Below are 23,805 nucleotides of genomic sequence, written 5' to 3'. Positions count from 1 at the left end.
GGTCAGGCTCCTAGAAAATAGGGGAGGGGGCGCAGGAAGATGCCCAACACCTCTTGCACGAGGTACCAGACGGCGACGGTCGCGATCAGGGCGACGGGGATCATGATGTGGAACTTGCGTTCGCCCAAGATGAAGGATCCGAGGATCAGAAACAGGCTGGTGGAGGCGAGGAAGCCAAGGGGGCGCAAGCAAAGCGCATAGACCACCATGAGGGCCAGCAACAGGATCGCCTGGCCAAGGAAATAATCGGTCAGGCGGCGATGGTCGATATCACCGATCTTTTGTTCGCCTTTCTCAAGCCCCGACAGGATGACAAAACAGGCGATGATGCCGAAGATGGACAGGACCTTGGGGAAGGTGCTGGGCCAGATGGGGTTGCGGCGCATGAAAGGGGCGAGGCTTTCGTCCATCGTGAACCATGCGGTGTAGCCGTAGATAAGGCAGATCCCCAACAGAATGAGTGCGATCCAGCGATCGAGGGCCATGGCCGGTCTCCTGCGTGTCAAAAGGAAAAGGCGGGGCATGATCTGCCCCGCCCGATATGCGTTTGCGATGTCTTAGAGGAAGCCGAGCTTCGTCATCAGATCACCGATCACCTGTTCTTGACCTTCAAGGAATGTCAGGAAATCGTCGCCGGGGTTGTGGATGTTGACCCAACCATTGCGCGCGCGCACGGCTTCCCATTCGGGGGTGTCATACATGGCGGCGATGGCGGCCTTATACGCCTCAAGCTGGTCATCGGGCAGGCCGGGCGCTGCGAAGAACCCACGCCAGTTGACGAAGGTGGTGTCGATGCCTTGTTCCATCATGGTCATGGCGTCGGGGGCCGCATCCACACGGTCCTCAGAGGTCACGCCGATGATTTTGACTTCGCCTTGGTTGGCCAGATCGACCGCTTCGGAGAAGCCTGTGGACAGCGCCTTGATCTCACCGGACAGCAGGGCTGCCATAGCGGTTCCGCCTGCGTCGTATGGGATGTAGTTCACGCCCAGCGCGTCACGGCCAGAGGCCTCCATCACCATTGCGGCGACGAGGTGGTCCATGCCGCCCGGAACGGACCCGCCACCGATGGGTGTGCCGTTTGGATCGGCGTCATACATGGCAAGGAACCCTTCCATGTCGGAAACGTCGCTGTCTGCGGGCACGACCAAGGCGGCGTAATCACCGATGGTGCCGGACACGAGCGTCAGGTCACGGAAGTTGTGGGGGAAGACGCCCGTCAGCGACCGGATCACGATGGGGGTCGAATTGACCATCAGCGTGCCGTAATTGCTTTCGGCGTTTTCAATCAGGAAGCCGATGGCTGTGCCGCCACCGCCGCCGGACATGTTTTCGTAAGACGCGGACCCGACGAGGCCGCTTTCGGTCAGCGCCTCACCCGTGCCGCGCGCGGTGCCGTCCCAGCCGCCGCCAGCGCCGCCTGGGATCAGGAAGTGCACTTCGTCCAGGATCTGGTGGCCGTCTGCCATGGCAGCGGTGCCAAACCCGAATGTCGCGACAGCTGTCGCCATGAGGGCGCGGCGGCCCAGTTTCATCATTTTCATTGGTCTCTCCCTTTTGGTAGCCACTCCTCATGGCTGGTGGCAGAGTATGAGCACGGCAACCTGACACAGACCTGTCACGTGCCCAAAAAGGTGAATGCGCGATGAAATACCTGTTGGTTGAGGACAACGCAGAACTTGCCCAGGCGGTCACGTCGCGGTTGCGGCTGGACGGGCACAGCGTTGATCATGCAAGCAAAATTGCAGATGCGGTGGGGTTTGCACAGGCGGGGGAATACGACCTGATCCTGCTGGATATCATGTTGCCGGATGGCGATGGGCGCACCTTCCTAAAGCAGCATCGCGCGGCGATGAATGACACGCCGGTCATCGTTTTGACCGCGCGCAGTCAGGTGTCTGATCGAATCAGTATGTTGGATTTGGGGGCGGATGATTACGTGACCAAGCCGTTCGATCACGCAGAACTTGAGGCGCGCTGTCGGGCGGTTTTGCGGCGCAAGAACGGATCGGCGCGGTCGGTTCTGCAGGTGGGAGATGTGGAATTTGACGCGGTGGGCGGGCAGCTGCACGTCAAGGGCCAACCGGTTGAGCTGCGCAACAGGGAGCTGCGGTTGTTTGAGCTGTTGATCAACGCGCGAGGCCAGGTGTTTTCCAAGCAAAAGCTGGTGGATCGTCTGTTCTCATACGATGACGATGTGTCCGAGAACGCGGTTGAGGTCTACATCGGGCGGCTGCGCAAACATCTGGATGGGTCCGACGTGCAAATCAAGACGTTACGCGGGCTGGGCTATAGGTTGGACCATGACGGCTGAGGTGAACGCGCGCGGATCACTGCGCACACGGCTGGCGTTGATCCTGACGGGCGGCGCCGCGGTTCTGGCGGTGATCCTGTATGTGGCCGTGCGCGCGCTGTCGGCGCAAATCGCGCAGCAAGGGCAAGACAACGTGTTGGCCGCGTCGATGTCGTCGATCCTGGATTCGGCCGTGATCAGAGACGGGCAAGTGTCGCTTGATTTTCCGTATTCATCCTTGTCGATGCTGACGACGGATGCGGATGATCGTGTGTTTTACGCGATCCGTGAGGATGGTCAGTTGCTGTCTGGCTATGGCGATCTGGAGGTGCCCGACGCCATGCCCGAAGGACAGATTTTCACGACATCGGTCATGGGCGGCGATCCCGTGCGCGTGGCGACCGGCGCACGCAGGTTGATTGCCGCAGATGGGCAGCGCACGGTGTCGGTGTCTGTCGCGCAAACGCAGGACGCCTTGTCGAACACGTTGAACGGCATTTCGCGCAATGTCGCGGTTTTGGGGTTGGGGTTTTTCGCGCTGGCCACGGCGCTGGCCACTTGGGCGGCATCAGACACGTCCGCGCAGTTGCGTCGGCTGACAACATCGGTGACGCGGCGCGGCCCGCAAGACCTGAGCCCTGTGGCACGGCCCGTTCCATCCGAGATGGTGCCGCTGGTCGGATCATTGAACACCTTTATGTCGCGGTTGGATCATACGTTGACCCAGTCGGAAGACTTCATCGCCGAGGCCGCCCACCGCATTCGCACGCCGCTGGCCACCGTTCGGTCCCATGCGGAGGCCACGTTGCAGCGCGTTGATCGCCCCGACAACCGCACGGCCTTGTTGTCGATGGTGCGTGCGATTGATGAAAGCAGCCGCGCGGCGGGGCAGTTGCTGGATCATGCGATGGTGACGTTTCGGGCCGAGAATCTGGAGCGGGTTGAGGTTGATATCGCCGCCTTGCTGGCGGAATTGGTGCAACGGATGACACCGATTGCAGACATGAAAGACATTCGTTTGGAGTTGCGCGCATCAGGGTCTGCGCATCTTCTGGGTGATCCGATTTTGTTGCAAAATGCGTTTCGCAATCTGATCGACAACGCGTTGAAATATGCCCCCGCCGAGACCGTGGTGGAGATTGAAGTTGGGGACAATTCAGGCGTGTTTGTCTCTGTTTTGGATAACGGTCCCGGCTTTGATCTGGATGAGATTGAGACGTTGTCGGGCCGGTTTGTGCGGGGACGTGATACGGGCAATAAGGTGGGGTCTGGTTTGGGGCTGACCATCGCGCAGGCCGTGACAGAGGCGCACGGCGGACAGATGACACTTGGCAACCGTGAGGGAGGCGGCGCATGCGCATTGGTGCAGTTTTAATTCTATGGCTGCTGCCTTGGATGGTGGCAGCGCAGGACTGGGAGGACCGACAGGTCTTTGGCGCGGGCGATGTGTCGCTGCGGATCTTGTCGAGCACGGATACGTCGTTTTTTGCACCGATCATTGAGGATTTCTTGCGCGGACGCACAGATGTGTCGGTGGAATATCTGGTGACGGGCACCGCCGATCTGGACGCCCGTTTTCGCGCGGCCCCCGACGGGTTCGATGTGGTCATTTCCAGCGCCATGGACCTGCAGCTGAAACTGGCCAACGACGGGTTTGCCGCGCAGGTGTCAGACACGGGCCATCCCGCCTGGGCCAAGTGGCGCGACAGCCTGTTTGCCTTCACCGCTGAACCGGCGGCGATTGTGATCAACCGGCGGGGGCTGGGGGCGTTGCCTGTGCCGCAGACACGGCAGGACATGATCGCCCTGATGCGCGATCACAGCCAGGTTTTTGAGGGCCGCGTGGGCACCTATGATGTGCGGCAATCTGGGCTGGGGTATTTGTTTGCCACGCAAGACGCGCGCGCGTCTGAAACCTATTGGCGCCTGATTGAGGTTATGGGCCGGATGGGTGCGCATTTGTACTGCTGTTCAGGCGCAATGATTGATGATCTGGTCTCCGGCGATTTGGTCGTCGCCTATAATGTTTTGGGCAGTTACGCCGAGGCGCGGGCTGAAGAGGAGGACGCTTTGTTGGTTATCCTGCCGTCTGAGTTTCCCACCACGATGATGCGGACGGTTTTGGTCTCGGGCAAGACGCGTGCGCCGGATCTGGCGGACGCTTTCGTGCGGCATGTGCTGGCGGTTCAGGCGTCGGGCGACGCGGAGAGGTTTCCTTTGCCGTCTTTGACCGCAGCCCAGCGCAACCCCACGATCATTTCCCTCGATCCGGCTTTGATGACCTATCTGGACCAAATGAAGCGCGCGATTTTCATCCGCGAATGGGAAGATGCGATCCTGCAAGACGGCTGATCCTGTGGTCGCCCTGACGCGGCCCCTTGCATCTGGTGCGGTCTGGGGTGAAACGTAGCCAACCCAACGACTGGAGGATGCCATGACATTTACACCTGCCCCTTGGCCCCGCAAGTTGCGGTCGCAGGAATGGTTCGGCGGCACCAGTAAGGACGCGATTTATCACCGTGGCTGGATGAAGAACCAAGGCTACCCTGACGATCTGTTCGACGGGCGGCCTGTGATTGGCATTTGCAACACTTGGTCTGACCTGACGCCCTGCAATGGGCATCTGCGTGAACTGGCCGAAAAGGTGAAGAACGGTGTTTGGGAGGCGGGCGGTTTTCCGGTGGAATTTCCGGTGTTCAGCCCGTCGGAAAGCGCGCTGCGCCCCACGGCGATGATGTTCCGCAACCTGTGTGCGATGGACGTCGAAGAGGCACTACGCGGCAAGCCGATTGATGGCGTTGTGCTAATGGCGGGCTGTGACAAGACCACGCCCGCGTTGTTGATGGGGGCGGCCTCTGTTGATCTGCCTGCCATCGTCGTGTCCGGCGGGCCGATGTTGAACGGGCATTTTCGGGGGGAACGTGTGGGGTCGGGCACCCACATCCGGCGGTTCAATGAGGCCGTGAAGGCCGGTGAGATGACGCCGGACGAATTTGTTGAGGCCGAAGGGTCGATGTCGCGGTCTGCAGGTGGATGCAACACCATGGGCACGGCCAGCACGATGGCGTCCATGGCCGAAGCGCTGGGCATGGCCTTGTCCGGCAATGCCGCGATTCCCGCCGTCGACAGCCGCCGCCGCATGATGAGCCAGCTGACCGGACGACGCATCGTGCAGATGGTGAAGGATGATCTGAAGCCGTCCGACATCATGACCAAGGATGCCTTTGAGAACGCGATCCGCACCAATGGCGCGATTGGTGGATCGACCAATGCGGTGGTGCATCTGCAGGCGCTGGCCGGTCGGTGTGAGGTCGATCTGACGCTTGAAGATTGGGATCGCTGCGGCAAGGACGTGCCGACGATCGTGAACCTGCTGCCGTCGGGCAAATGGTTGATGGAGGAGTTCTTCTACGCGGGTGGCCTGCCTGTCGTCCTCAAACGGCTGGGTGAAATGGGGCTGCTGCACAAGGATGCGCTGACGGTATCGGGCGGGCCCATTTGGGATGAGGTCAAGGACGTTCAGAACTGGAACGAGGATGTCATTGTCCCGACCGAAAAGGCGCTGCGCCAATCCGGTGGCATCGCGGTGTTGCGGGGCAATCTGGCGCCCAATGGTGCGATCTTGAAGCCCTCTGCCGCCTCACCTGACTTGATGCAGCACCGTGGGCGGGCTGTCGTGTTCGAAGACATCGACGACTATAAAGCGCGCATTGATCTGCCTGATCTGGATATTGATGAGACCTGCGTCATGGTCCTGAAATACTGCGGCCCCAAGGGTTATCCCGGCATGGCGGAGGTCGGTGATATGGCTTTGCCCGCCAAGCTGTTGAAACAGGGCGTGCGGGATATGGTGCGCATTTCAGACGCGCGGATGTCGGGCACGGCCTATGGCACCGTGGTGCTGCACACCGCCCCTGAGGCCGCTGCCGGTGGCCCGCTGGCCGTTGTGCAAAACGGCGATATGATTGAATTGGACGTCGAAGGCCGCCGCGTGCATCTGGATATTTCCGACGAAGAGCTGGCAAGGCGATTGGAGGCGTGGACACCCCCCGTGGAGCGCCCCACGAGCGGCTATGCACAGCTGTATCATGACAAGGTGAACCGCGCCGATCAGGGGGCGGATTTCGATTTTCTGGTGGGCCGCCGTGGCAGCGACGTCGCCCGTGAATCCCATTAAGGAGGGGCGGGTATGAAGGTTGCATTGGTTGGCATTGGCAAGATCGCTGTAGATCAGCACGTCCCGTCGATTGCCGCATCGGATGAGTGGGATTTGGACGCTACAGTCAGCCGGTCCGGCACAGTTGACGGGGTCACATCCTACACTGAAATAGACACTATGCTGGCGGAAAACCTCGATATCAATGTCGTGAGCCTTTGCCTGCCGCCTGTGCCCCGGTTTGATTACGCGGCAGCCTGCATTCGCGCGGGGCGGCATGTGATGCTGGAAAAACCGCCCGGTGCCACAGTGGCAGAGGTCCACGCCCTGCAGGCGATGGCGGAAGAGGCGGGTGTCGTGCTGTTTGCAACATGGCACAGCCGGATGGCCAAGGGCGTGGCGGCGGCCAAAGCGGCGCTGACGGGCAAGACGATTGAGACAGCGCACATCGATTGGAAAGAAGACGTGCGCAAATGGCATCCAGGCCAGGACTGGGTGTGGGAACCAGGCGGCATGGGCGTGCTGGACCCTGGCATCAACGCGCTGTCGATCCTGACAGAGATACTGCCAGCGCCGGTTCATCTGCGTCGCGGGATAGTGCAGGTGCCCCGCAACAGGCAGACGCCCGTCGCGGCGGAACTGTCGTTCACGGGCGGTGTCACTGCGTCATTCGATTGGCTGAAGCAGGGTGAGCAGCTGTGGGAGATGACGTTGACCGCCACCGATGGCACGGCGGTGCAGCTGAAAGAGGGCGGCAACCGGTGCATCGTGGATGGTGCAGACCAATCATTGGCGGAGCTTGGCGAATATCCCGCGCTTTATGCCCGCATGGCGGATCTGGTGCGCAAGGGGCAATCGGACGTGGACCTTGCCCCGATGGTCCATGTGTCGGACATCATGACCTTATGTGAGCGCGAAACCGTCGACGCCTTTGAGTGGTGATCAACCGCGCCCCGCGATGATCGTGCGGGGTGGGGTATGGGCCAATTCAGGCGGTTTAGTGTCTGTTACGAACACCGAAAGCTCCGACATCCGTGCAATGCGCGCAGGGGCCTTGCGCGCAAATTTGGTGGCATCGGCGACAAGGGCCGTGGCGGCGCTGTTTTCGATGACGGTCTGGCTGACGACAACCTCATCCAGGTCATAATCGAACAGATCGCCCCGACGGTCGAGGCCGGAACACCCGATGATCGCCAGATCAAATTTGAACTGACGCACGCTTTGCGCGGTTTGGGCCCCCACCAGCCCTGCGTCGGCCGCGCGCAAGGTGCCGCCTGTCACCAGAACACTGTTCGCGCTGTTTGCGGACAGGATGGGCACGGCGTTGAGGTTGTTTGTCATCACTCGCAGACCTTCGTGGTGGACAAGGGCGCGGGCCACGGCCTCACAGGTGGTGCCGATGCCAATAAAGATCGACGCGCCGTTCGACACCTCGTTCGCGCAGGCCAAACCAATGCGTGCCTTGGCGGCCTCATTCAGGCGGCGGCGGTCCTCGTAGCGGATGTTGCGTTGGCCCGATGGCAGGACAGCCCCGCCATGCACCCGTTCCAATCGACCCTGTTCCGCCAGATCTGTCAGATCGCGACGAATGGTCTGCAAGGTTACATCGAATTCTGCAGCGAGCCCTTCGACGGTGACTTTGCCTTGGCTGCGCGCCCGTTCGAGGATTTTTGTGTGTCTGAAATTCATGGCATGAGCATAATGAAGAATGTTCGCTTTATCCAGAAACGAACATAAATAAACTTCGTTCTTTTTCTTTCATGGGGAGTACGCTAGATCAGGCGACGATCAGATTTTGACGAGTCAGGTGACCCGATGGCGGACGTAGAGACAGATTTTGACCTTTTCATTATTGGCGGCGGCATCAACGGCTGTGGCATCGCGCGGGATGCGTCGGGGCGTGGGCTGTCTGTCGGTCTGGCTGAGATGAACGATCTGGCCTCTGCCACGTCCAGCGCGTCGACGAAGCTGTTTCACGGCGGGCTGCGGTATCTGGAATATTTTGAGGTTCGTTTGGTCCGCGAGGCGTTGATCGAACGCGAAACCCTGCTGCGCGCGATGCCGCATATTTCCTGGCCGATGCGGTTTGTGCTGCCCTACCACAAGGACATGCGGTTCGAAGGATCGACGCCCACGTCGAAGCTGTTGAATTTTGTGATGCCATGGATGAAGGGCCGCCGGCCTGCGTGGCTGATCCGGCTGGGCCTGTTCCTGTATGACAATCTGGGCGGGCGTAAGATCTTGCCCGGCACCACGACCGTCGATTTGCGGACCGCGCCTGAAGGGGCGGGAATCGAGGACCGGTTTGAAAAGGCCTATGAATATTCCGATTGCTGGATCGAGGATTCTCGTTTGGTGGTGCTGAACGCGCGGGATGCCCAAAACCGCGGCGCACAGATCATGGTGCGGACCAAAGTGGTGTCGACCTTGCGTCACGATGATCATTGGGTGGTGCAGTTGCAGGATGTTGAGACGGGGAAAGAACGGACTGTGCGGGCCAAGATGTTGGTCAACGCGGCGGGTCCTTGGGTGGGTGATATCATCCAGCAAAAGGTGCGTTTGAATTCCACCGAAGGGGTGCGATTGGTGCGTGGGTCACATATTGTGACCAAGCGGCTGTTTGATCATGACAAGTGTTATTTCTTCCAAGGCACCGACGGACGCATCATTTTCGCCATTCCCTATGAAACGGATTTCACGCTGATCGGGACGACGGACGCCGAACATGAGGATCCGGATGCCAAGCCGGTCTGCACGGTCGAGGAACGGGACTATCTGGTGGCCTTTGCGAATGAATATTTCAAACAGGACATTACAGCTGATGATGTGGTTTGGACTTATTCGGGCGTGCGGCCCCTCTATGATGACGGCGCACAAAGCGCGACTGCCGCAACACGGGATTACACGCTGAAGGTGGACACCAACGGTGGGGCACCGATCCTGAACATCTTTGGGGGCAAGATCACGACGTACCGGCGGTTGGCGCAAAGTGCGCTTGAAAAGATCAGCCCGTTTTTTGACGGCGTGACAGGCGACTGGACCGCCGGCGTTGCCCTGCCCGGTGGGGATTTTCCAGTTGACGGTGTGGACGCGTTGATCGCTGAGATTGAGGCGGGCTATCCCTTTGTCGATCACGTTTGGGCCAAACGGCTGGTGCGGGCCTACGGGACCGATGCGGCCCTGGTTTTGGGGGCGGCGAAGACGTTGGACGATTTGGGCCAAGCCTTTGGGGCGACCCTGACCGAAGCCGAGGTGCGTTGGTTGATGGACAAGGAATACGCCCGCCGCGCCGAAGATGTGGTTTGGCGGCGCAACAAATTGGGGCTGCGGTTGTCGAAAGATGAGATCGCGACGTTGGACGCCTGGATGATCGGTGCGCGGGCCGCGGCCTAAAGCACGTCGTAAATGACATCAGCGATCTGTTTGGGGTCTTCTTCGTGGGCGAGATGGCCAAGCGATGTGACCTCATGCAGGTGCGCGTCTGCCAGGCGATGGGCGGCGTTTCGGCTTGATGACGGGGGCACGGCTTTGTCCCCATTGGCGATGATCAGATCGACGCGCGACTGGATGTCCGGCAGGGCGGCCGTCAGCCCGTCGAGGGACCATTGCGCCATCATGGACAACGTCGCATCCACATGCCCGCTGTCTTGTGCCAACCGCAGGTACAGGCCTTCCCCCTCCGCATTTAATTTCGACCCTGTTCCAGCGATAAGGTTCCGGACCCCAGCCGGAGTGGTCGTTTTGGCAAACAAAGCCGCAGAGATCGGATTGAGGGCCAGCGCCTTGGCCATCATCGGAAAAAGCCACCCGGCGACCCCTTTGAAATTCGACAGGGCGGCGTTGATCCCGATGACATGACAAGGGGCAGATCGCGCCATCTGAAGGGCGATCGCGGCACCGGCGGAATGCCCGATCAGGGCGTTTGGCGTCCATCCCTCTTGTTGGATCAATGCGGCCAAATCTTCGGCCATATGCGCCAGGCCACAACGGGCCCGCGCGCCGTTTTCCGAAAACCCCTGACCGGGCAGATCAACTGCAACGACGTGATGTGTTTCGCGCAAGATCGGGAAGATACCGCGCCAGCTTTGTGTCGCCCCGCCCGCGCCATGGATCAGCAGCAGCGTGTCCCCTGTGCCCGCCTCTTGCACATGCCAGCGGTGGGGGCGGCAGAGAACTTTGCGGGAATGATCGGCCATGGGCCAACCCGTCGCATCCTCTGGCCACTTCACGTCTGATCCTTAAGCGCCGCAGACACCGCGCCTGACATTTTGTGTGCATCCGCGCGGGGCACGGGCATATACATCCCGTCCATACGGGCCGCGAGCTCGGACAAATAGCGGGACGGGCGGTTCCCAAGATCAAGGACGATTGAATCGATCCCGTTGGTTCGGATTTGGGCTGAAACAGCATCGGCATCACTACAGGCCTTGGGCCGGTCTGCCGTGCCGTCCAGCGCGATATTGGCGCGGCCATCGGTCAGAATCACGATGCAGGGGGACATGCCTTGCCTGCGGGTGGTTTCGGCCATGGCCATCGCCTCGAGCAGGCCGGCGGCAAGGGGCGTTCCGCCACCGCCGGGCAACGCGGCCAGTCGACGTTTGGTCTGCACAAGGGATCGTGTTGGGGGCAGCAGTGTGTCTGCGGCCTCCCCCCGAAAGGCAATCAGGCCGACGTGATCCCGGCGGGCGTAGGCGTCTGCCAGCAGAAGTTCGACGGCCCCCTTTGCCTCGGCCAGACGGGCCATCGCGGCGCTGCCAGAGGCATCAACGGTGAAGATCAACACGCGGTCTGATTTGTCTTCATACTGCTTGATGCGGAAATCGGATGGTTGGACTTTGATGTGGCCCTGCCCACCCCCGCGCAGCTTTTGCCACGGCGCGGCGGTCCGCAAGGTTGCCATAAGATCGAGCCTGTTTCGCCCCGAAAAACGCCCTGGGCGGGCAGGTTTGGGCCGGCCGCGGCGATTGCCCCGATGTTTGGCCCCCGCACCGGATCCTGACCCAAGACGCCCTGTCACCTTGATCTGATCCAGCAGACCTTCGGGAAGATGGGTCATCACCGCCTCAAGAACGCGGTCTTCGAGCTGTCCGATGTCTTGGGGTGAGGGTGGCGGCGCCGGGTCGGCCTCCTGCTCTTCGGGGGGGAGGTCGGTTGGGGGCAGCATGGTCGCGCGATGCGCGAGGGTCAGTGCCGCGGCTGTTTCAATATCCTGCGGTGCAATGGCCGTGTCGCCGCGCAACGCCGCATGGGCGCGTGCCGCACGAAGGGCGAAGATGGGCGCGCGGGCGCTGTCAATGCCAAGCGAGATGCAAATCTGCGACAGGGTCATGATTGTATCATCAGGGGTCGCCAGCGATGGCAGCAGACGCTGTGCGCGCGTGATCTCGACCTCGTCGGGCAAGAGGCCGATGTCGCGGGTGGCAAGATCGAGGGTGATATGAAACGCCATCCGTTCGGTTAAGGCGGCGGGGGCGGCCTCATCCGCGTCGGCCCCTTCATCGAGGGTGACCAGCGTTTGCAAGGTTCCGGCGTCCATTGCCATGGCCAACCGCGCCGCAAGGTCGGGTTCGCAGCGATCTGCCATAGTCAGGACATGTGTCGGATACTGGCGCAATAGACCCTTGTTTTGGGTCAACGTACCGGTTTGCAAGGTGCGGGTCAGGTCAAGACCGCCAAATAAACTGTCGTCATCCATAGCGGGGTGGAGTTTGGATGCGGGGCTGGGCAAGACGGCCAAAGCCTCAAGGAACGCATCGCGGACAGGACCGGTGCGGGCGCGAATATTCGCCCCGCCCAGCCCCGTGGGGTCAATCGCCAGAAGGGTCAGCGCAAGGGTGGCCCGATCCCAAGGCATTAGGCCAGGACGTCTTCGACAACGCGGGCCACGCGCGCCCCGCTGCCCGCATCATCCAGCGGGTCACGGCGCAGGCGATGACGCAGGGCCATCGGGGCCACAGCGCGAATGTGATCACGGCCAATGGCCGTATCATCACGATAGGCGGCAAAGGCCCGTGCGGCCTTGAGCAAGGTGAGTTCCCCGCGCAACCCATCTGCCCCCAGTTTCAGACAAAGGGCGGCAATGTCTGTCAGGGCGCTATCGGTGGTTTTTAGGTGATGTAGAGACTGTCTTGCGCTTTCTATCTGGGTCCGGACAAGGGCATTTTCCGCCTTCCAGCGGACCATGAATGCCTCATGATCGGTTTCATAGGCATCGCGCCGTTTGATCACCTCAACCCTGTCTTCGATCGTTGTGGGGGAGGTCACATCAACGGACAGGCCGAACCGGTCAAGAAGCTGCGGCCGCAATTCGCCTTCTTCGGGATTGCCAGACCCGACCAGAACAAACCGGGACGGATGGCGGATGGACAAGCCTTCACGCTCCACGACGTTTTCGCCCGATTGGGCGACGTCCAACAAAAGATCGACGATGTGATCTTCGAGCAGGTTCACCTCATCAATATAGAGATATCCGCGGTTGGCACGGGCCAGCAGGCCCGGCTGAAACGCCTTTTCGCCATTGGATAGAGCCTTTTCTATGTCCAGCGCGCCGGTCACGCGGTCTTCGGTCACGCCAAGCGGCAGATCAACCACGGGGGTCGGCGCGGCAGAGATTTTCTTGTCGGCCATCTCGACCCAGACGGGCACGTCCTCGGCTTTCTCGGAATTCACGGGGCAGCCTTCGACACGTTGGATCTGCGGTAGCAGGGCCGCAAGGGCGCGCACGGCGGTGGATTTGCCTGTGCCGCGATCGCCAAAGACCAGAACGCCGCCAATGGTCGGGTCAATGGCCGTCAGGATCATCGACAGTTTCATATCGTCCTGGCCGACGATGGCGGAAAACGGGAAGGGCTGTTTCATGGCATATCCAGATGAGCGAGGGGGGAGGCACCGTTCCACGTGCCCATGTCAGAGGTCACGGCGAACCGCGCGTAGAGTTCTTCACGAAACCAGCCGCCGGACCGCACCGCGCGGATCGCGTCGGCATGGTGGCCGGTGCGGGCGAAGTTCGCCATGCGTTTGGCGTCGGGCCAGATGGAGAACGTAACCTGATGCAGCAGCGGCACCTCTCCGATGCCAATTTTGAAGGCGACGTTCGGGTCCGCGCCGATCACGGTTGAAATGTCAGGCACGCGTTTCCAGAACCGGGCCGCAACGCTGGGTTTGACGGTCGCCCGTGTGAGAGCGGCGAGGGGGCCGTTTTCAGGTGCATCCCCCACGGTGAAGGGTGCGGTGCCCGACCATTCGCCCTTGGCGGAGGTCGGGGTGAGGAACACAGTCCAATCCTCAGCCGCGCGGGTGCGGTATTTCCGAAAGATCGGTGCCGTGGCAATCCGCGCGCGGGCGGTGTCGTGGTCGGGCCATGTGGCGAGGATGGCGTAGACGCCAAAATTGGGAATCGGCGTAAAACCTTCGCCTGTGCCAGACCCGCAGAGTTTCCAAAACCCGATGTCAGGCGTGCGCGGCAGTGACAGCCGCGCGGCCCCCATCATCGCAAACGCCCATAGGCGGTCGCGGGTCCGGTCAAACCGGAACAGGCTGAGGGTGACGATCTGGCTCACACGCGTGGTTCCCTTTGCGGTGTCAATTTAGATTTACATATTTTTATTGCTTTGGGAAGGGTTTCGCATACACAGCGATTAAAGGATGCGTTGTAAAAGAGACTACGTCGGATTACTGTAAAGATATGTTTACACAAGACACCTCATACGAATCGCCCGACGCCGCTTTGGTTATTGGTGCGGGTCTGGGCGGGCTTTCTGCGGCCATGCGTTTAGGGGCCAAGGGTTACCGCGTGCAGGTTCTGGATAAATTGGATCGTGCAGGCGGGCGTGGATCGTCCGTGACCCAGAACGGGCACCGGTTTGATCTGGGGCCAACGATTGTCACCATGCCAGAGGTGTTTGAGGATCTGTGGGCCGCCTGCGGGCGTGATTTCCACCGCGACGTTGATCTGCGCCCGATGGATCCGTTTTATGAGATCCGGTGGGAGGACGGCAGTTCGTTCAAAGCCCAGCAAAGCACCGATGGCATGGTCGCTGAGGTGGCCAAGCTGTCTCCGTCAGACGTGCCCGGATTTCACAAGTTCCTGAAAAGCGCCAAGGCCCGATACAAAGTCGGGTTCGAGGGGCTGGGCCGGCGCTCCATGCATCAGTTGTGGGAGACGGTTAAGGTTTTGCCGAAGTTCGCGCAGCTGCGGGCGGATCGATCGATCCTCGGGCATGCGCGGGCCTATGTGAAGGATGAGCGGTTGCGCATGGCGTTGTCGTTTCATCCGCTGTTTATCGGCGGTGATCCGATGCACGTGACGTCGATGTACGCCCTCGTCAGCTATCTTGAGAAAGAATACGGCGTTCATTACGCCATGGGCGGGGTGCAGGCGATTGCCGACGCGATGGTGCGGGTGATCGAGGCGCAGGGCGGATCGGTCCGTTACGGCGTTGAGGTGGACGAGATTCGCGTCGACCAAGGACGCGCCGTTGGCGTGACGATGGCTGATGGGGCGCAATTGGATGCGCCGGTGATCGTCAGCAACGCGGACGCGGGCCACACCTATGACCGCCTGCTGCGCAATCACACGCGCAAACGTTGGACCAGCCAAAAACTGAAGCGCAGCCGTTGGTCCATGGGGTTGTTCGTGTGGTATTTCGGAACGCGGGATACAGCGGACAAATGGGCCGACGTGGGACATCACACGATCCTCAGCGGGCCGCGCTACGAAGGCCTGCTGCGCGATATTTTTATCAAGGGCAAACTGTCGGATGACATGAGCCTTTATCTGCACCGCCCGTCTGTGACGGACCCCAGTGTCGCGCCCAAGGGCGATGACACGTGGTACGCTTTGTCCCCCGTCCCGCATTTGGGTCACGACAATGGGGTGGATTGGGCGAGCGAAGCTGCGATCTATCAAGAGAAGGTCGCCGCGGTGCTGGAAAAAACGATCCCCGGGTTCCGTGACCATCTGAGCGCGTCCGAGACGTTCACGCCCGAAACCTTCCGCGACCGCTATTTGTCGCCCCACGGCAGCGGGTTTTCGATTGAACCGCGCATCCTGCAATCGGCGTGGTTCCGGCCACATAACATCAGCGAAGAGGCCAAGGGGCTGTATCTTGTCGGTGCGGGCACGCATCCGGGCGCGGGCCTGCCGGGCGTTGTGTCCAGTGCTGAGGTGTTGGGGCAATTGGTGCCCGACGCGCCGGAAACCTTTGTCACTGAACGGATGGCCGCCGAATGATCCTGACCGCTGATCTGGACCACTGCCGCGAGGCCATTCGCACTGGGTCGTATTCCTTCCACGCAGCGTCACGGTTGTTGCCCGCTGCGGTGCGCGACCCGGCGTTGGTGCTGTATGCGTTTTGCCGGTTGGCTGATGATGAGGTGGACGAGGGCGATCACAAACGTCGCGCTGTGCTGTCTTTGCAGCAGCGGTTGGATGCGATCTATGCGGGCCAGCCCAAAGATGCGCCTGAGGATCGGGCGTTTGCCTCTGTTGTGGAAGAATTTGAGATGCCGAAGGCCTTGCCCGATGCCCTTTTGGAAGGGTTGGCGTGGGATGCGCAGGAGCGACGGTATGCGGATTTGTCCGGCGTGCGGTCCTATTCGGCGCGGGTGGCCTCTGCTGTGGGCGTCATGATGTGCGTGCTGATGCGCGTGCGCGATGCGGATGCCTTGGCGCGGGCCTGTGATTTGGGCGTCGCGATGCAGCTGACAAATATTGCCCGCGACATCGGGGAAGACGCCCGCGCTGGGCGAATTTATCTGCCGCTTGACTGGTTGGAGGAGGCGGGGATGGATGTCGATGCCTTCCTGCACACCCCTGAGGCCACACCTGATGTGCGCCGCATGGCGCGGCGCTTGCTGGCTGAGGCGCACAGGCTCTATCTGCGGTCCGAGGCGGGCGTGCCTGCTTTGCCAAGGCCCTCACGCATGGGGATTTATGCGGCGCGATTCATCTATGGCGGGATTGGCACTCAGGTTCGGCGGGCAGGTTACGACAGCATCAGCACACGGGCGCATACGTCGACTGCACAAAAGCTCGGTTGGATGGGTCAGGCGATTGTGCGCACGGGCGTTAGCCTGATCACGCCTCAATCGCCCGTCCTGCACGCGCGGCCTTTGGATGAGGTCGCGTTTTTGGTTGATGCGGCGTCCCATCAGGGCAAACCGCAGGGGCGGACGGCGGCCCTTTTGGATGTGCTGGCGCAGTTGCAACGTCAGGACAGCACCGTTGGACAGACGTCAAACCCCGCCTAAGTCAAAGGGCTGACGGAAAGGGCCCTATGATGGATATTTTAGTGTTTCTCATTTTCCTTGGCGCGACGTTTGCAGCGGGGGCCACGGGTGCGATGTTTCCGCCGGGGCATTGGTATGAACGCCTCGAAAAGCCCCCATGGACGCCGCCCAATTGGATGTTTCCGGTGGCGTGGACATCGCTTTATCTGTTGATGTCCTTTGCCGGTGCTCGTGTCGCGGGGGTAGACGGCAGTGGATTTGCAATGGCGTTTTGGGCGGCGCAAATTGCGTTGAACACACTCTGGACGCCGGTGTTTTTCGGGTTGCGGCGGCTGAAGCAGGCCGTGCCGATCATGGCGTTGTTATGGGTTGCTGTGGCCGGCTGCATGGTGACCCATTGGCAAATCGACACGCTCGCGGGGCTTGCGTTCGTGCCCTATCTGGCATGGGTCACTGTGGCAGGCGCGCTGAACATATCCGTTGCCGCGCGCAACCCCAATGTCGAACCGGTGGCCTTGCAGGATCAGCCCTAGAAGCGCCATTTCGCGCGGCGCGGGACACGACAGGCAAGCATGGGTTTCAACAAGGGTGAGGCGAAGCGGTTCAGATCTAGCGCCTCATGTACGCCGGTGACCCGTTCGCCGTTCAATGTCGTCTCTACCGCCGAACGGGAATAGAACGGTGCATCGAGCATGGGGAGGACTTGGCGCGGGATCGTGCCAGCATCCGCCCGCGTTTCGCGGCGCACTTGCCACAGGGAGCGTTTGAACCGCGTGCGCGGCGGGGCGTCTGTATAGGCCATGTCGCCGTCGGGCGTGAAGGCGATTGCGCTGTCGAGCGTCGTGCCGTCGCGGCGTTCGGCGTCATAGATGCAGACTGCGCCGTCAGATGTCGGATAGCGGCCCCAGGTCCAAAAGCTGAAATCTTCCTCCAACGCGCGGGTGCCAAAGTTGCTGTCGAAATAGCCGTGGCCGTCCCATTGCCAGCCCTCAGCCTCCAGATCGACACAGATGTCAGAGATCGGCGCGAAGGGCCGCCAGACATGGGCGCCGTCATTCGTCAGCAGGAGTTCCATGTCGGTCATGGCCCGAGGCGTCACGCGGATCTGTCCACGGACACGGCTGATGATGGGAGGGGCCGAAATTTCATTGATGTCGATGATCAGATCAGTGCCGTCCCAATGCAGCGAAGACGGTCCAACGGTGAACGTGTCGTTCGTCTGACGCAGGGCGCTGCGGCCCCGGTCTGTCATGGTGAACCGCCCGCCGGGTCCATAGGTCGCGACATTGATGCAGACGTGGTTTTCGGGGTCACGGCGGCCGGACCATTTATACCACGGCGAAAAGACGGACCCTATGAAGGCGATGACGGAGACGGCGCGCGTGCCGTCATGACTGATCCCGTCGATGTACCACCAGGCGTAGCCATTTGGCGGGACGGCGATGTTAAAGCAAGGTCCTGCATGATCGCCTCTGCCGCGTGCTGTCCGGAGAGGGTCGCCATGGGCACGCCCGCCCCCGGATGCGCCCCGCCCCCCGCCAGATAAAGGCCCTTGATCGGGGTTCGTGCCGTCGGACGTTTCAGCCCCGCTGTCATCCCATGCGGGGATTGCCCGTAAAGCGACCCGAGGCTGGCCGGAAACATCCGGTTGAACTGCACGGGCTGCGTCAGGGCGGAGGCGTCCGGCGCGGGGGAGAACGTCAGCCCCATGCTTTGCAGGCGGTCCAGAATACGTGTCTGACATTGGTGTGCCCTTTCTTGGGACAGCTGCGCGTCGGGCGCGCAGGGGGCTGCGTTCATGATGATCTCGAACCGCTCAAGCCCGGTTCGGCTTTGGCCTGCGCCCCGATCTTGGGCGCAGACATAAAGGGTTGGATCGCACGTGATTTCGCCCCGCGCGATGGGGTCGAATTCATCGCGGGGATCGTCGCCGAAAAAGACGGTGTGATGGGCCAGCGGCACGCCGTGGGGCACCGCGGCAAAGGCCATGACATCAGCGGAGAGGCTGCGCGGGGTGGTGATGGTTTGGGGGGCCGCACTGGCGACCTCTGGCCCAAGATGCCCCACAGCCAAGGCACGTGGGTCGCCGTTGAAAACCACGGCATCGGCGCTGAGGGTTTCGGTGGCCGTGTGAACGGTCACACCGCTGTCCGTGGGCCTGATCTGGGTCACGGGGGTGTTTGGGCGGACCTCTGCCCCCAGCGTAACGATCAACCGATGCACCGCCTGTGCCAAGGCATGCATGCCGCCTTTTACAGCCCAGACGCCCGTGCTTTCCGCGTGCCAGATCAGGGACAAAAGCGCAGGTGACGCATAGGGGGACCCGCCGACATAGGTGGCGTAGCGCCCGAAAAGCTGCCGCAACTTGGGGTCTGTAAAGGATGCGCGCAACAACGAAGCGAGGGTTTTGTGCGGGGCCATAGCGCCGATAAGCGACGGCGATTTCATCACGGTCGCGGTCAATGCCATGGCGCTGGGCTGGGCGGCGCGCATCATGGGCCCATCAAAAGCGGCAAAGAGCCGTTCGGCGCGGGCTGAAAAGGCGCGAAATTCGGACGCGGCGCGGGCGCCAAAGACGTCAGCGACATTCGCCACGGACATGTTCGGGTCGGCCATCAGATCAAGCGTGGTGCCGTCGGACCAAATATGGCGGGCGATGGTGGGGTCAGCCGTCAATGTCACGTGATCCGACAGGCGTTCGCCAACGGCGGCGAATAGATCGTCAAACACCCAGCGCATGGTCAAAACCGTCGGGCCTGCGTCCACCGGTCCCGCGTCTGACGGGACCGTGCGCATTTTGCCGCCAACGTCTGCGGCGGCCTCAACCACTGTGACGCGGGCGCCCGTGGCCAGCAGTCGCAGCGCTGTCGCCAGACCGCCTATGCCTGCGCCCACCACGATAATGTGTCGGTTCTTGTTCATCGACCCTCTGGTTGACTCGTTTTGTTAATGTGTCCACTATAATTTACATATAAACTGTCTGACAATACAGACAGTCTGGAGGTCCAATGCCCTTGCGAATGTTCAGTCACCGGATTGAAACAGCGATGTCCGCCGCGATGTCTCTGACCCAGAAGGGCACACCGCCCGAACTTTTGACGGGTGCTGTGTCCTATGCCGCGGCCCCCGGGGGCGCGCGCATCCGGCCCACCATTCTTCTGAGCGTTGCGATGGCGTGCGGTGATGACCGGCCTGCAGTATCAGATGCGGCGGCAGCGGCATTGGAGATCATCCACTGCGCCAGTTTGGTCCATGATGACATGCCATGTTTTGATGATGCGGATGTGCGGCGGGGCAAGCCCACGGTGCATGTCGCGTATTCCGAACCTTTGGCGTTGTTGACCGGTGACAGCCTGATCGTGCTGGCGTTTGACCTGCTGTCGCGGCAAGACCCTGATCGCGCCTTGCCGTTGATCCGGCATCTGGCCACCCGCACCGGCACGCCCTTTGGCATCTGTGCCGGGCAAGGGTGGGAAAGCGAAAGCAGCATTAATCTAAGCGCCTATCACCGCGCCAAAACCGGCGCGTTGTTTATTGCGGCGACCCAAATGGGGGCCATCGCTGCAGGCCAAGACCCCGAACCATGGGAAGAGCTTGGCGCCCGCATCGGGGAGGCGTTTCAGGTTGCGGATGATTTGCGCGACGCCCTTTATGATGAGGCTGAATTGGGCAAACCTGTGGGCCAAGACGAAATTCACAACCGACCCAACGCTGTGACCGAATTGGGCGTGGACGGGGCCGTGACGCGGCTGAAAGATATCTTGGGCGGCGCTATCGCATCGATTCCGTCCTGTCCCGGGGAAGCGGCCTTGGCGCAGTTGGTGCAGGCTACGGCGAAAAAGCTGATCCCAGAAGGCAAGGTCAACCGCGTGCCCGGTGAATAACATGGCCGACGGCGCACAGTTTTCATCCGGTTTGACAGCAACGGCACCCAAAGGGCTGCGCAACCGTCTGATGGCGTCCGACCGGTTTCAGACGTGGGCTGCGCGGTTTCCATTTACGCGGGCGTTGGTGCGCCGAGAGGGGCAGGCGCTCTTTGATGTGATGGCAGGGTTTTGTCATTCGCAGATCTTGATGGCACTGGCGGAGCTGAACGTGCCGGAGGCCCTGTTGGCAGGTCCGCGACCCATCGCTGATCTGGCACAGGAGGCCCATGTCCCTGAGGACAGGTTTGACATTCTGATGCGCGGCGGGGCGGCGATCGGGATGTTGAAGCTGCGTGGCAAACAGGTCCAACTCACCCGTCAGGGAGCGGCGTTCGCAACGGTTCCCGGTTTGTCCGCCATGGTCCGGCATCACCGCGCTTTTTACCGCGATCTGGAAAACCCCGTGGCGTTCTTTCGGGGGGAGACGACGACAGAACTGGCTGAGGTTTGGCCCTATGTTTTTGGAAATGCCACCGCCATAGATGCGACAACGGCCGCCGCTTATTCCGATCTTATGGCGCAAAGTCAGCGGCTGGTGGCGCAAGATACGTTGCGTATGGTCCGGTTCGATGATGTGCACACCTTGATGGATGTGGGCGGTGGCACCGGTGCGTTCTTGGAGGCCGTTGGCACGTCCTATCCCGACCTGTCATTGCGGTTGTTTGATCTGCCCACGGTGGCCCCCGCTGCGCGCGACCGGTTTGAGGCTGCAGGGATGACACACCGGTCTGAGATCGTCACAGGGTCTTTCCGAGACCAGGATCTGCCAACTGGTGCGAATGGCATCAGTCTTGTTCGCGTGCTGTATGATCACTCCGATACGACGGTGCGCGATCTTTTGGCGAAGGCCTTTGCCGCGCTTCCGAAAGGCGGGCGTATCATCATTTCGGAACCCATGAGCGGGGGCGATGTGCCTGATCGGGCCACAGATGCCTATTTTGCCCTGTATACGATGGCGATGCGAACTGGGCGCACACGATCTGCTCAGGAAATCTCTGCGTTGCTGGTTGAGGCGGGCTTTGATCAGGTCGCGATGAAACGCCCGTTGCGCAGCTATGTGACCGGTGTGGTTTCGGCCATTAAGCCGAAATGACAAATAGATTGTCTAACTTGATTGACAGATAAGACTGTCAGGTTAAACTTACACATGACGACAACTGACAAATTGACACCTGATTCTTCGGGTGGGCAGACGAAGGCCGCATAATGGAAACGACCGCAGTATTACTGAAAGGCCCGCGCACGCTGACGCTTGACTGTGTGCCTTTGGTCGATCCTTCGGCAGATGACCTTGTCATCGAGGTTGCATATTCCGGCATCTCTACCGGCACAGAAAAGCTGTTCTGGTCTGGTGAAATGCCCCCCTTCCCTGGCATGGGCTATCCCTTGGTGCCCGGATATGAGGCCGCAGGCACGGTGGTCGAGGCCCCCGCAGCATCAGGGTTCAAGGTGGGCGACCACGTCTTTGTGCCAGGTGCGAATTGTTATGATGGCGCATTTGGTTTGTTTGGGGGTGCCGCGTCCCGCGTGGTGTCCGCGCCGGACCGTGTGACGCGCATTGATGCAGGCCTTGGGCCCCAATCTGCGCTTTTGGCGCTGGCGGCGACAGCGCGCCATGCCATGGCGGGGCCGAACAAAACAGTGCCTGATCTGATTGTGGGCCACGGTGTTTTGGGTCGTTTGCTTGCGCGCCTGACGGTGGCCGCCGGTGCGCCTGCCCCAACGGTTTGGGAGGTCGATCCCACGCGCCAAACAGGTGCAGAAGGCTACGACGTGATCGCGCCCGAAGATGATCCGCGCCGTGACTATCAGTGCATCTACGACGCGTCTGGCAGTGCCGATTTGCTGAATGATCTGGTTGGCCGCATCGCCAAGGGCGGTGAGGTCGTTTTGGCCGGTTTCTACACCAAGCCGCTGCAATTCGCCTTCCCGCCTGCCTTTATGAAAGAGGCGCGATTCCGCATCGCGGCGGAATGGGCGCCCGACGATCTTTTGGCAACGCGCCAGTTGGTCGAATCCGGTGCGTTGTCACTTGATGGTTTGATTACACACACGCGGCCCGCGGCAGACGCCGCTGCGGCCTACGAACAGGCGTTCGACACCTCCGCCTGCCTGAAAATGATCCTGGATTGGAGTGCCACGGCATGAAGGACGAAGTCCCGAACCTCAAAGATTTTGATCAGCGTTTGCGCGATGAGGCGAACGAGGATCTGGCCGATGTCATCCCGACAGAGGCCACCAAGAAAACCCAGATCATTGCGATTTATGGCAAAGGTGGGATTGGCAAATCCTTCACCCTTGCCAACCTCAGCCATATGATGGCCGAACAGGGCAAACGCGTTTTGCTGATCGGCTGTGATCCGAAATCCGACACGACGTCCTTGCTGTTTGGCGGCAAGGCGTGCCCGACGATCATTGAAACATCGACGAAGAAGAAGCTTGCCGGAGAAGAGGTTGCCATTGGCGACGTCTGCTTCAAGCGCGGTGGTGTTTTCGCGATGGAGCTTGGCGGGCCAGAGGTCGGCCGCGGTTGTGGTGGCCGCGGAATTATCCATGGGTTCGAACTGTTGGAAAAGTTGGGGTTCCACGATTGGGACTTTGATTATGTCCTTCTCGATTTTCTGGGCGACGTGGTCTGTGGCGGGTTTGGCCTGCCCATCGCGCGCGACATGGCGCAAAAGGTGATCTTGGTTGGGTCCAATGACCTGCAATCGCTCTATGTGGCCAACAACGTGTGTTCTGCTGTCGAATACTTCCGCAAGCTGGGCGGGAATGTCGGCGTGGCTGGCCTTGTGATCAACAAGGACGACGGATCGGGTGAGGCACAGGCCTTTGCCAAAGCCGTGGATATTCCCGTTCTGGCGTCGATCCCGCAGGACGATGACCTGCGCAAAAAGTCTGCGAACTATCAGATCGTCGGCACGTCTGAAAGCCAGTGGGGCGCCCTGTTTGCAGCCCTTGGTGAAAACGTGGCCGAAGCGCCGCCGATGCGGCCCACCGCGCTGAGCCAGGATGAATTGTTGGAGTTGTTTGACGGGTCCGACACTGGCGCAGGTGTGGTGCTGCAACCTGCCACAGATGCCGACATGCGCGGCAAGAATGCCAAGCCAAAAGAAAGCTTGGAGGTGATCTATGACGATGCGTGATCCTCTGGTTATGATTTCAATATCATCATTGGTGTATTCCGAACATGCCTTGCG

General features: G+C 60.8%; 22 protein-coding genes. 13 read left to right on the top strand and 9 right to left on the bottom strand.

Features of this window, described 5'->3' with window-relative positions; genetic code table 11:
• Window positions 1-2: 2 nt before the first annotated feature.
• Entirely contained in the window at window positions 3-485 is a 483-nt protein-coding gene (locus PSJ8397_RS07705) for a tripartite tricarboxylate transporter TctB family protein (protein ID WP_085864002.1), read from the bottom strand.
• Between the two features lie 72 nt (window positions 486-557).
• Window positions 558-1,544, bottom strand: coding sequence for a Bug family tripartite tricarboxylate transporter substrate binding protein (locus PSJ8397_RS07700; RefSeq protein ID WP_085864001.1), 987 nt, complete (start codon window positions 1,542-1,544; stop codon window positions 558-560).
• A 101-nt stretch (window positions 1,545-1,645) separates the two neighbouring features.
• Here PSJ8397_RS07700 and PSJ8397_RS07695 point away from each other — a divergent pair, with 101 nt between their 5' ends.
• The 5 genes from PSJ8397_RS07695 to PSJ8397_RS07675 all read left to right on the top strand — a co-directional run bounded on the left by PSJ8397_RS07695 (window position 1,646) and on the right by PSJ8397_RS07675 (window position 7,391).
• Window positions 1,646-2,314 carry a response regulator transcription factor gene (locus PSJ8397_RS07695; protein ID WP_085864000.1) on the top strand — a complete coding sequence of 223 codons (669 nt, stop codon included), beginning with the start codon at window positions 1,646-1,648 and terminating at the stop codon, window positions 2,312-2,314.
• On the top strand, window positions 2,304-3,668 hold the full coding sequence (locus PSJ8397_RS07690; protein ID WP_085863999.1) for a sensor histidine kinase: 1,365 nt from the start codon (window positions 2,304-2,306) through the stop codon (window positions 3,666-3,668). The genes PSJ8397_RS07695 and PSJ8397_RS07690 overlap by 11 nt, the downstream gene beginning before the upstream one ends.
• Window positions 3,647-4,645: an ABC transporter substrate-binding protein gene (locus PSJ8397_RS07685; protein WP_085863998.1), complete on the top strand. Its 999-nt coding sequence runs from the start codon at window positions 3,647-3,649 to the stop codon at window positions 4,643-4,645. The genes PSJ8397_RS07690 and PSJ8397_RS07685 overlap by 22 nt, the downstream gene beginning before the upstream one ends.
• A gap of 82 nt (window positions 4,646-4,727) precedes the next feature.
• Window positions 4,728-6,470, top strand: coding sequence for an L-arabinonate dehydratase (araD, locus tag PSJ8397_RS07680; protein WP_085863997.1), 1,743 nt, complete (start codon window positions 4,728-4,730; stop codon window positions 6,468-6,470).
• Window positions 6,471-6,482: 12 nt separating this feature from the next.
• Complete coding sequence (locus PSJ8397_RS07675) at window positions 6,483-7,391, top strand: Gfo/Idh/MocA family protein (RefSeq protein ID WP_085863996.1); 909 nt, start codon at window positions 6,483-6,485, stop codon at window positions 7,389-7,391.
• Here PSJ8397_RS07675 and PSJ8397_RS07670 read toward each other — a convergent pair whose 3' ends face one another.
• The gene (locus tag PSJ8397_RS07670) at window positions 7,392-8,138 is read right to left on the bottom strand and encodes a DeoR/GlpR family DNA-binding transcription regulator (protein ID WP_085863995.1); all 747 of its coding nucleotides are present in this window, start codon (window positions 8,136-8,138) and stop codon (window positions 7,392-7,394) included. It lies immediately after the preceding gene.
• A gap of 126 nt (window positions 8,139-8,264) precedes the next feature.
• On the opposite strand from PSJ8397_RS07670, the gene glpD reads away from it, so the two are divergent.
• Window positions 8,265-9,842 carry a glycerol-3-phosphate dehydrogenase gene (glpD, locus tag PSJ8397_RS07665; protein ID WP_085863994.1) on the top strand — a complete coding sequence of 526 codons (1,578 nt, stop codon included), beginning with the start codon at window positions 8,265-8,267 and terminating at the stop codon, window positions 9,840-9,842.
• On the opposite strand, the gene bchO is transcribed toward glpD, so the two are convergent.
• Genes bchO through crtA form a run of 4 tightly spaced genes read right to left on the bottom strand, consistent with a single transcriptional unit; the run spans window position 9,839 to window position 14,008 of the window.
• The gene (gene bchO / locus PSJ8397_RS07660) at window positions 9,839-10,678 is read right to left on the bottom strand and encodes an alpha/beta fold hydrolase BchO (protein ID WP_085863993.1); all 840 of its coding nucleotides are present in this window, start codon (window positions 10,676-10,678) and stop codon (window positions 9,839-9,841) included. The genes glpD and bchO overlap by 4 nt on opposite strands.
• Window positions 10,675-12,303: a magnesium chelatase subunit D gene (locus PSJ8397_RS07655; protein ID WP_085863992.1), complete on the bottom strand. Its 1,629-nt coding sequence runs from the start codon at window positions 12,301-12,303 to the stop codon at window positions 10,675-10,677. The genes bchO and PSJ8397_RS07655 overlap by 4 nt, the downstream gene beginning before the upstream one ends.
• Window positions 12,303-13,307, bottom strand: coding sequence for a magnesium chelatase ATPase subunit I (gene bchI / locus PSJ8397_RS07650; protein ID WP_085863991.1), 1,005 nt, complete (start codon window positions 13,305-13,307; stop codon window positions 12,303-12,305). Before bchI ends, PSJ8397_RS07655 begins: the two co-directional genes overlap by 1 nt.
• Complete coding sequence (gene crtA / locus PSJ8397_RS07645) at window positions 13,304-14,008, bottom strand: spheroidene monooxygenase (RefSeq protein ID WP_085863990.1); 705 nt, start codon at window positions 14,006-14,008, stop codon at window positions 13,304-13,306. Before crtA ends, bchI begins: the two co-directional genes overlap by 4 nt.
• Before the next feature lie 125 nt (window positions 14,009-14,133).
• Here crtA and PSJ8397_RS07640 point away from each other — a divergent pair, with 125 nt between their 5' ends.
• The 3 genes from PSJ8397_RS07640 to tspO are packed head-to-tail and all read left to right on the top strand — an operon-like array spanning window position 14,134 to window position 17,212.
• Window positions 14,134-15,681, top strand: coding sequence for a phytoene desaturase (locus PSJ8397_RS07640; protein WP_085863989.1), 1,548 nt, complete (start codon window positions 14,134-14,136; stop codon window positions 15,679-15,681).
• On the top strand, window positions 15,678-16,700 hold the full coding sequence (gene crtB, locus PSJ8397_RS07635) for a 15-cis-phytoene synthase (protein WP_085863988.1): 1,023 nt from the start codon (window positions 15,678-15,680) through the stop codon (window positions 16,698-16,700). The genes PSJ8397_RS07640 and crtB overlap by 4 nt, the downstream gene beginning before the upstream one ends.
• 29 nt (window positions 16,701-16,729) lie before the next feature.
• Window positions 16,730-17,212, top strand: coding sequence for a tryptophan-rich sensory protein TspO (gene tspO / locus PSJ8397_RS07630; protein WP_085863987.1), 483 nt, complete (start codon window positions 16,730-16,732; stop codon window positions 17,210-17,212).
• Here the strand turns inward: tspO and crtC are convergent.
• Together crtC and crtD are read right to left on the bottom strand one after the other, a co-directional pair.
• Window positions 17,209-18,078 carry a carotenoid 1,2-hydratase gene (gene crtC / locus PSJ8397_RS07625; RefSeq protein ID WP_085864290.1) on the bottom strand — a complete coding sequence of 290 codons (870 nt, stop codon included), beginning with the start codon at window positions 18,076-18,078 and terminating at the stop codon, window positions 17,209-17,211. The two genes, tspO and crtC, sit on opposite strands and share 4 nt — an antisense overlap.
• On the bottom strand, window positions 18,033-19,601 hold the full coding sequence (gene crtD, locus PSJ8397_RS07620) for a 1-hydroxycarotenoid 3,4-desaturase CrtD (RefSeq protein WP_085863986.1): 1,569 nt from the start codon (window positions 19,599-19,601) through the stop codon (window positions 18,033-18,035). Before crtD ends, crtC begins: the two co-directional genes overlap by 46 nt.
• A gap of 125 nt (window positions 19,602-19,726) precedes the next feature.
• On the opposite strand from crtD, the gene PSJ8397_RS07615 reads away from it, so the two are divergent.
• From PSJ8397_RS07615 to PSJ8397_RS07600, 4 genes are all read left to right on the top strand, one after another.
• The gene (locus PSJ8397_RS07615; RefSeq protein WP_085864289.1) at window positions 19,727-20,563 is read left to right on the top strand and encodes a polyprenyl synthetase family protein; all 837 of its coding nucleotides are present in this window, start codon (window positions 19,727-19,729) and stop codon (window positions 20,561-20,563) included.
• Between the two features lies 1 nt (window position 20,564).
• Window positions 20,565-21,698, top strand: a complete 1,134-nt coding sequence (locus PSJ8397_RS07610) for a methyltransferase (RefSeq protein WP_085863985.1) — start codon at window positions 20,565-20,567, stop codon at window positions 21,696-21,698.
• Window positions 21,699-21,811: 113 nt separating this feature from the next.
• Window positions 21,812-22,753 (top strand): chlorophyll synthesis pathway protein BchC, encoded by a 942-nt coding sequence (gene bchC, locus PSJ8397_RS07605; protein ID WP_085863984.1) that lies wholly within the window; start codon window positions 21,812-21,814, stop codon window positions 22,751-22,753.
• On the top strand, window positions 22,750-23,751 hold the full coding sequence (locus PSJ8397_RS07600) for a chlorophyllide a reductase iron protein subunit X (protein WP_085863983.1): 1,002 nt from the start codon (window positions 22,750-22,752) through the stop codon (window positions 23,749-23,751). Before bchC ends, PSJ8397_RS07600 begins: the two co-directional genes overlap by 4 nt.
• Window positions 23,752-23,805: the final 54 nt, after the last annotated feature.

Origin of the sequence: Pseudooctadecabacter jejudonensis (assembly GCF_900172275.1) — a bacterium.
GTDB classification, from domain to species: Bacteria; Pseudomonadota; Alphaproteobacteria; order Rhodobacterales; family Rhodobacteraceae; genus Octadecabacter; species Octadecabacter jejudonensis.
This window is presented reverse-complemented; position numbering and strand designations above follow the sequence as displayed.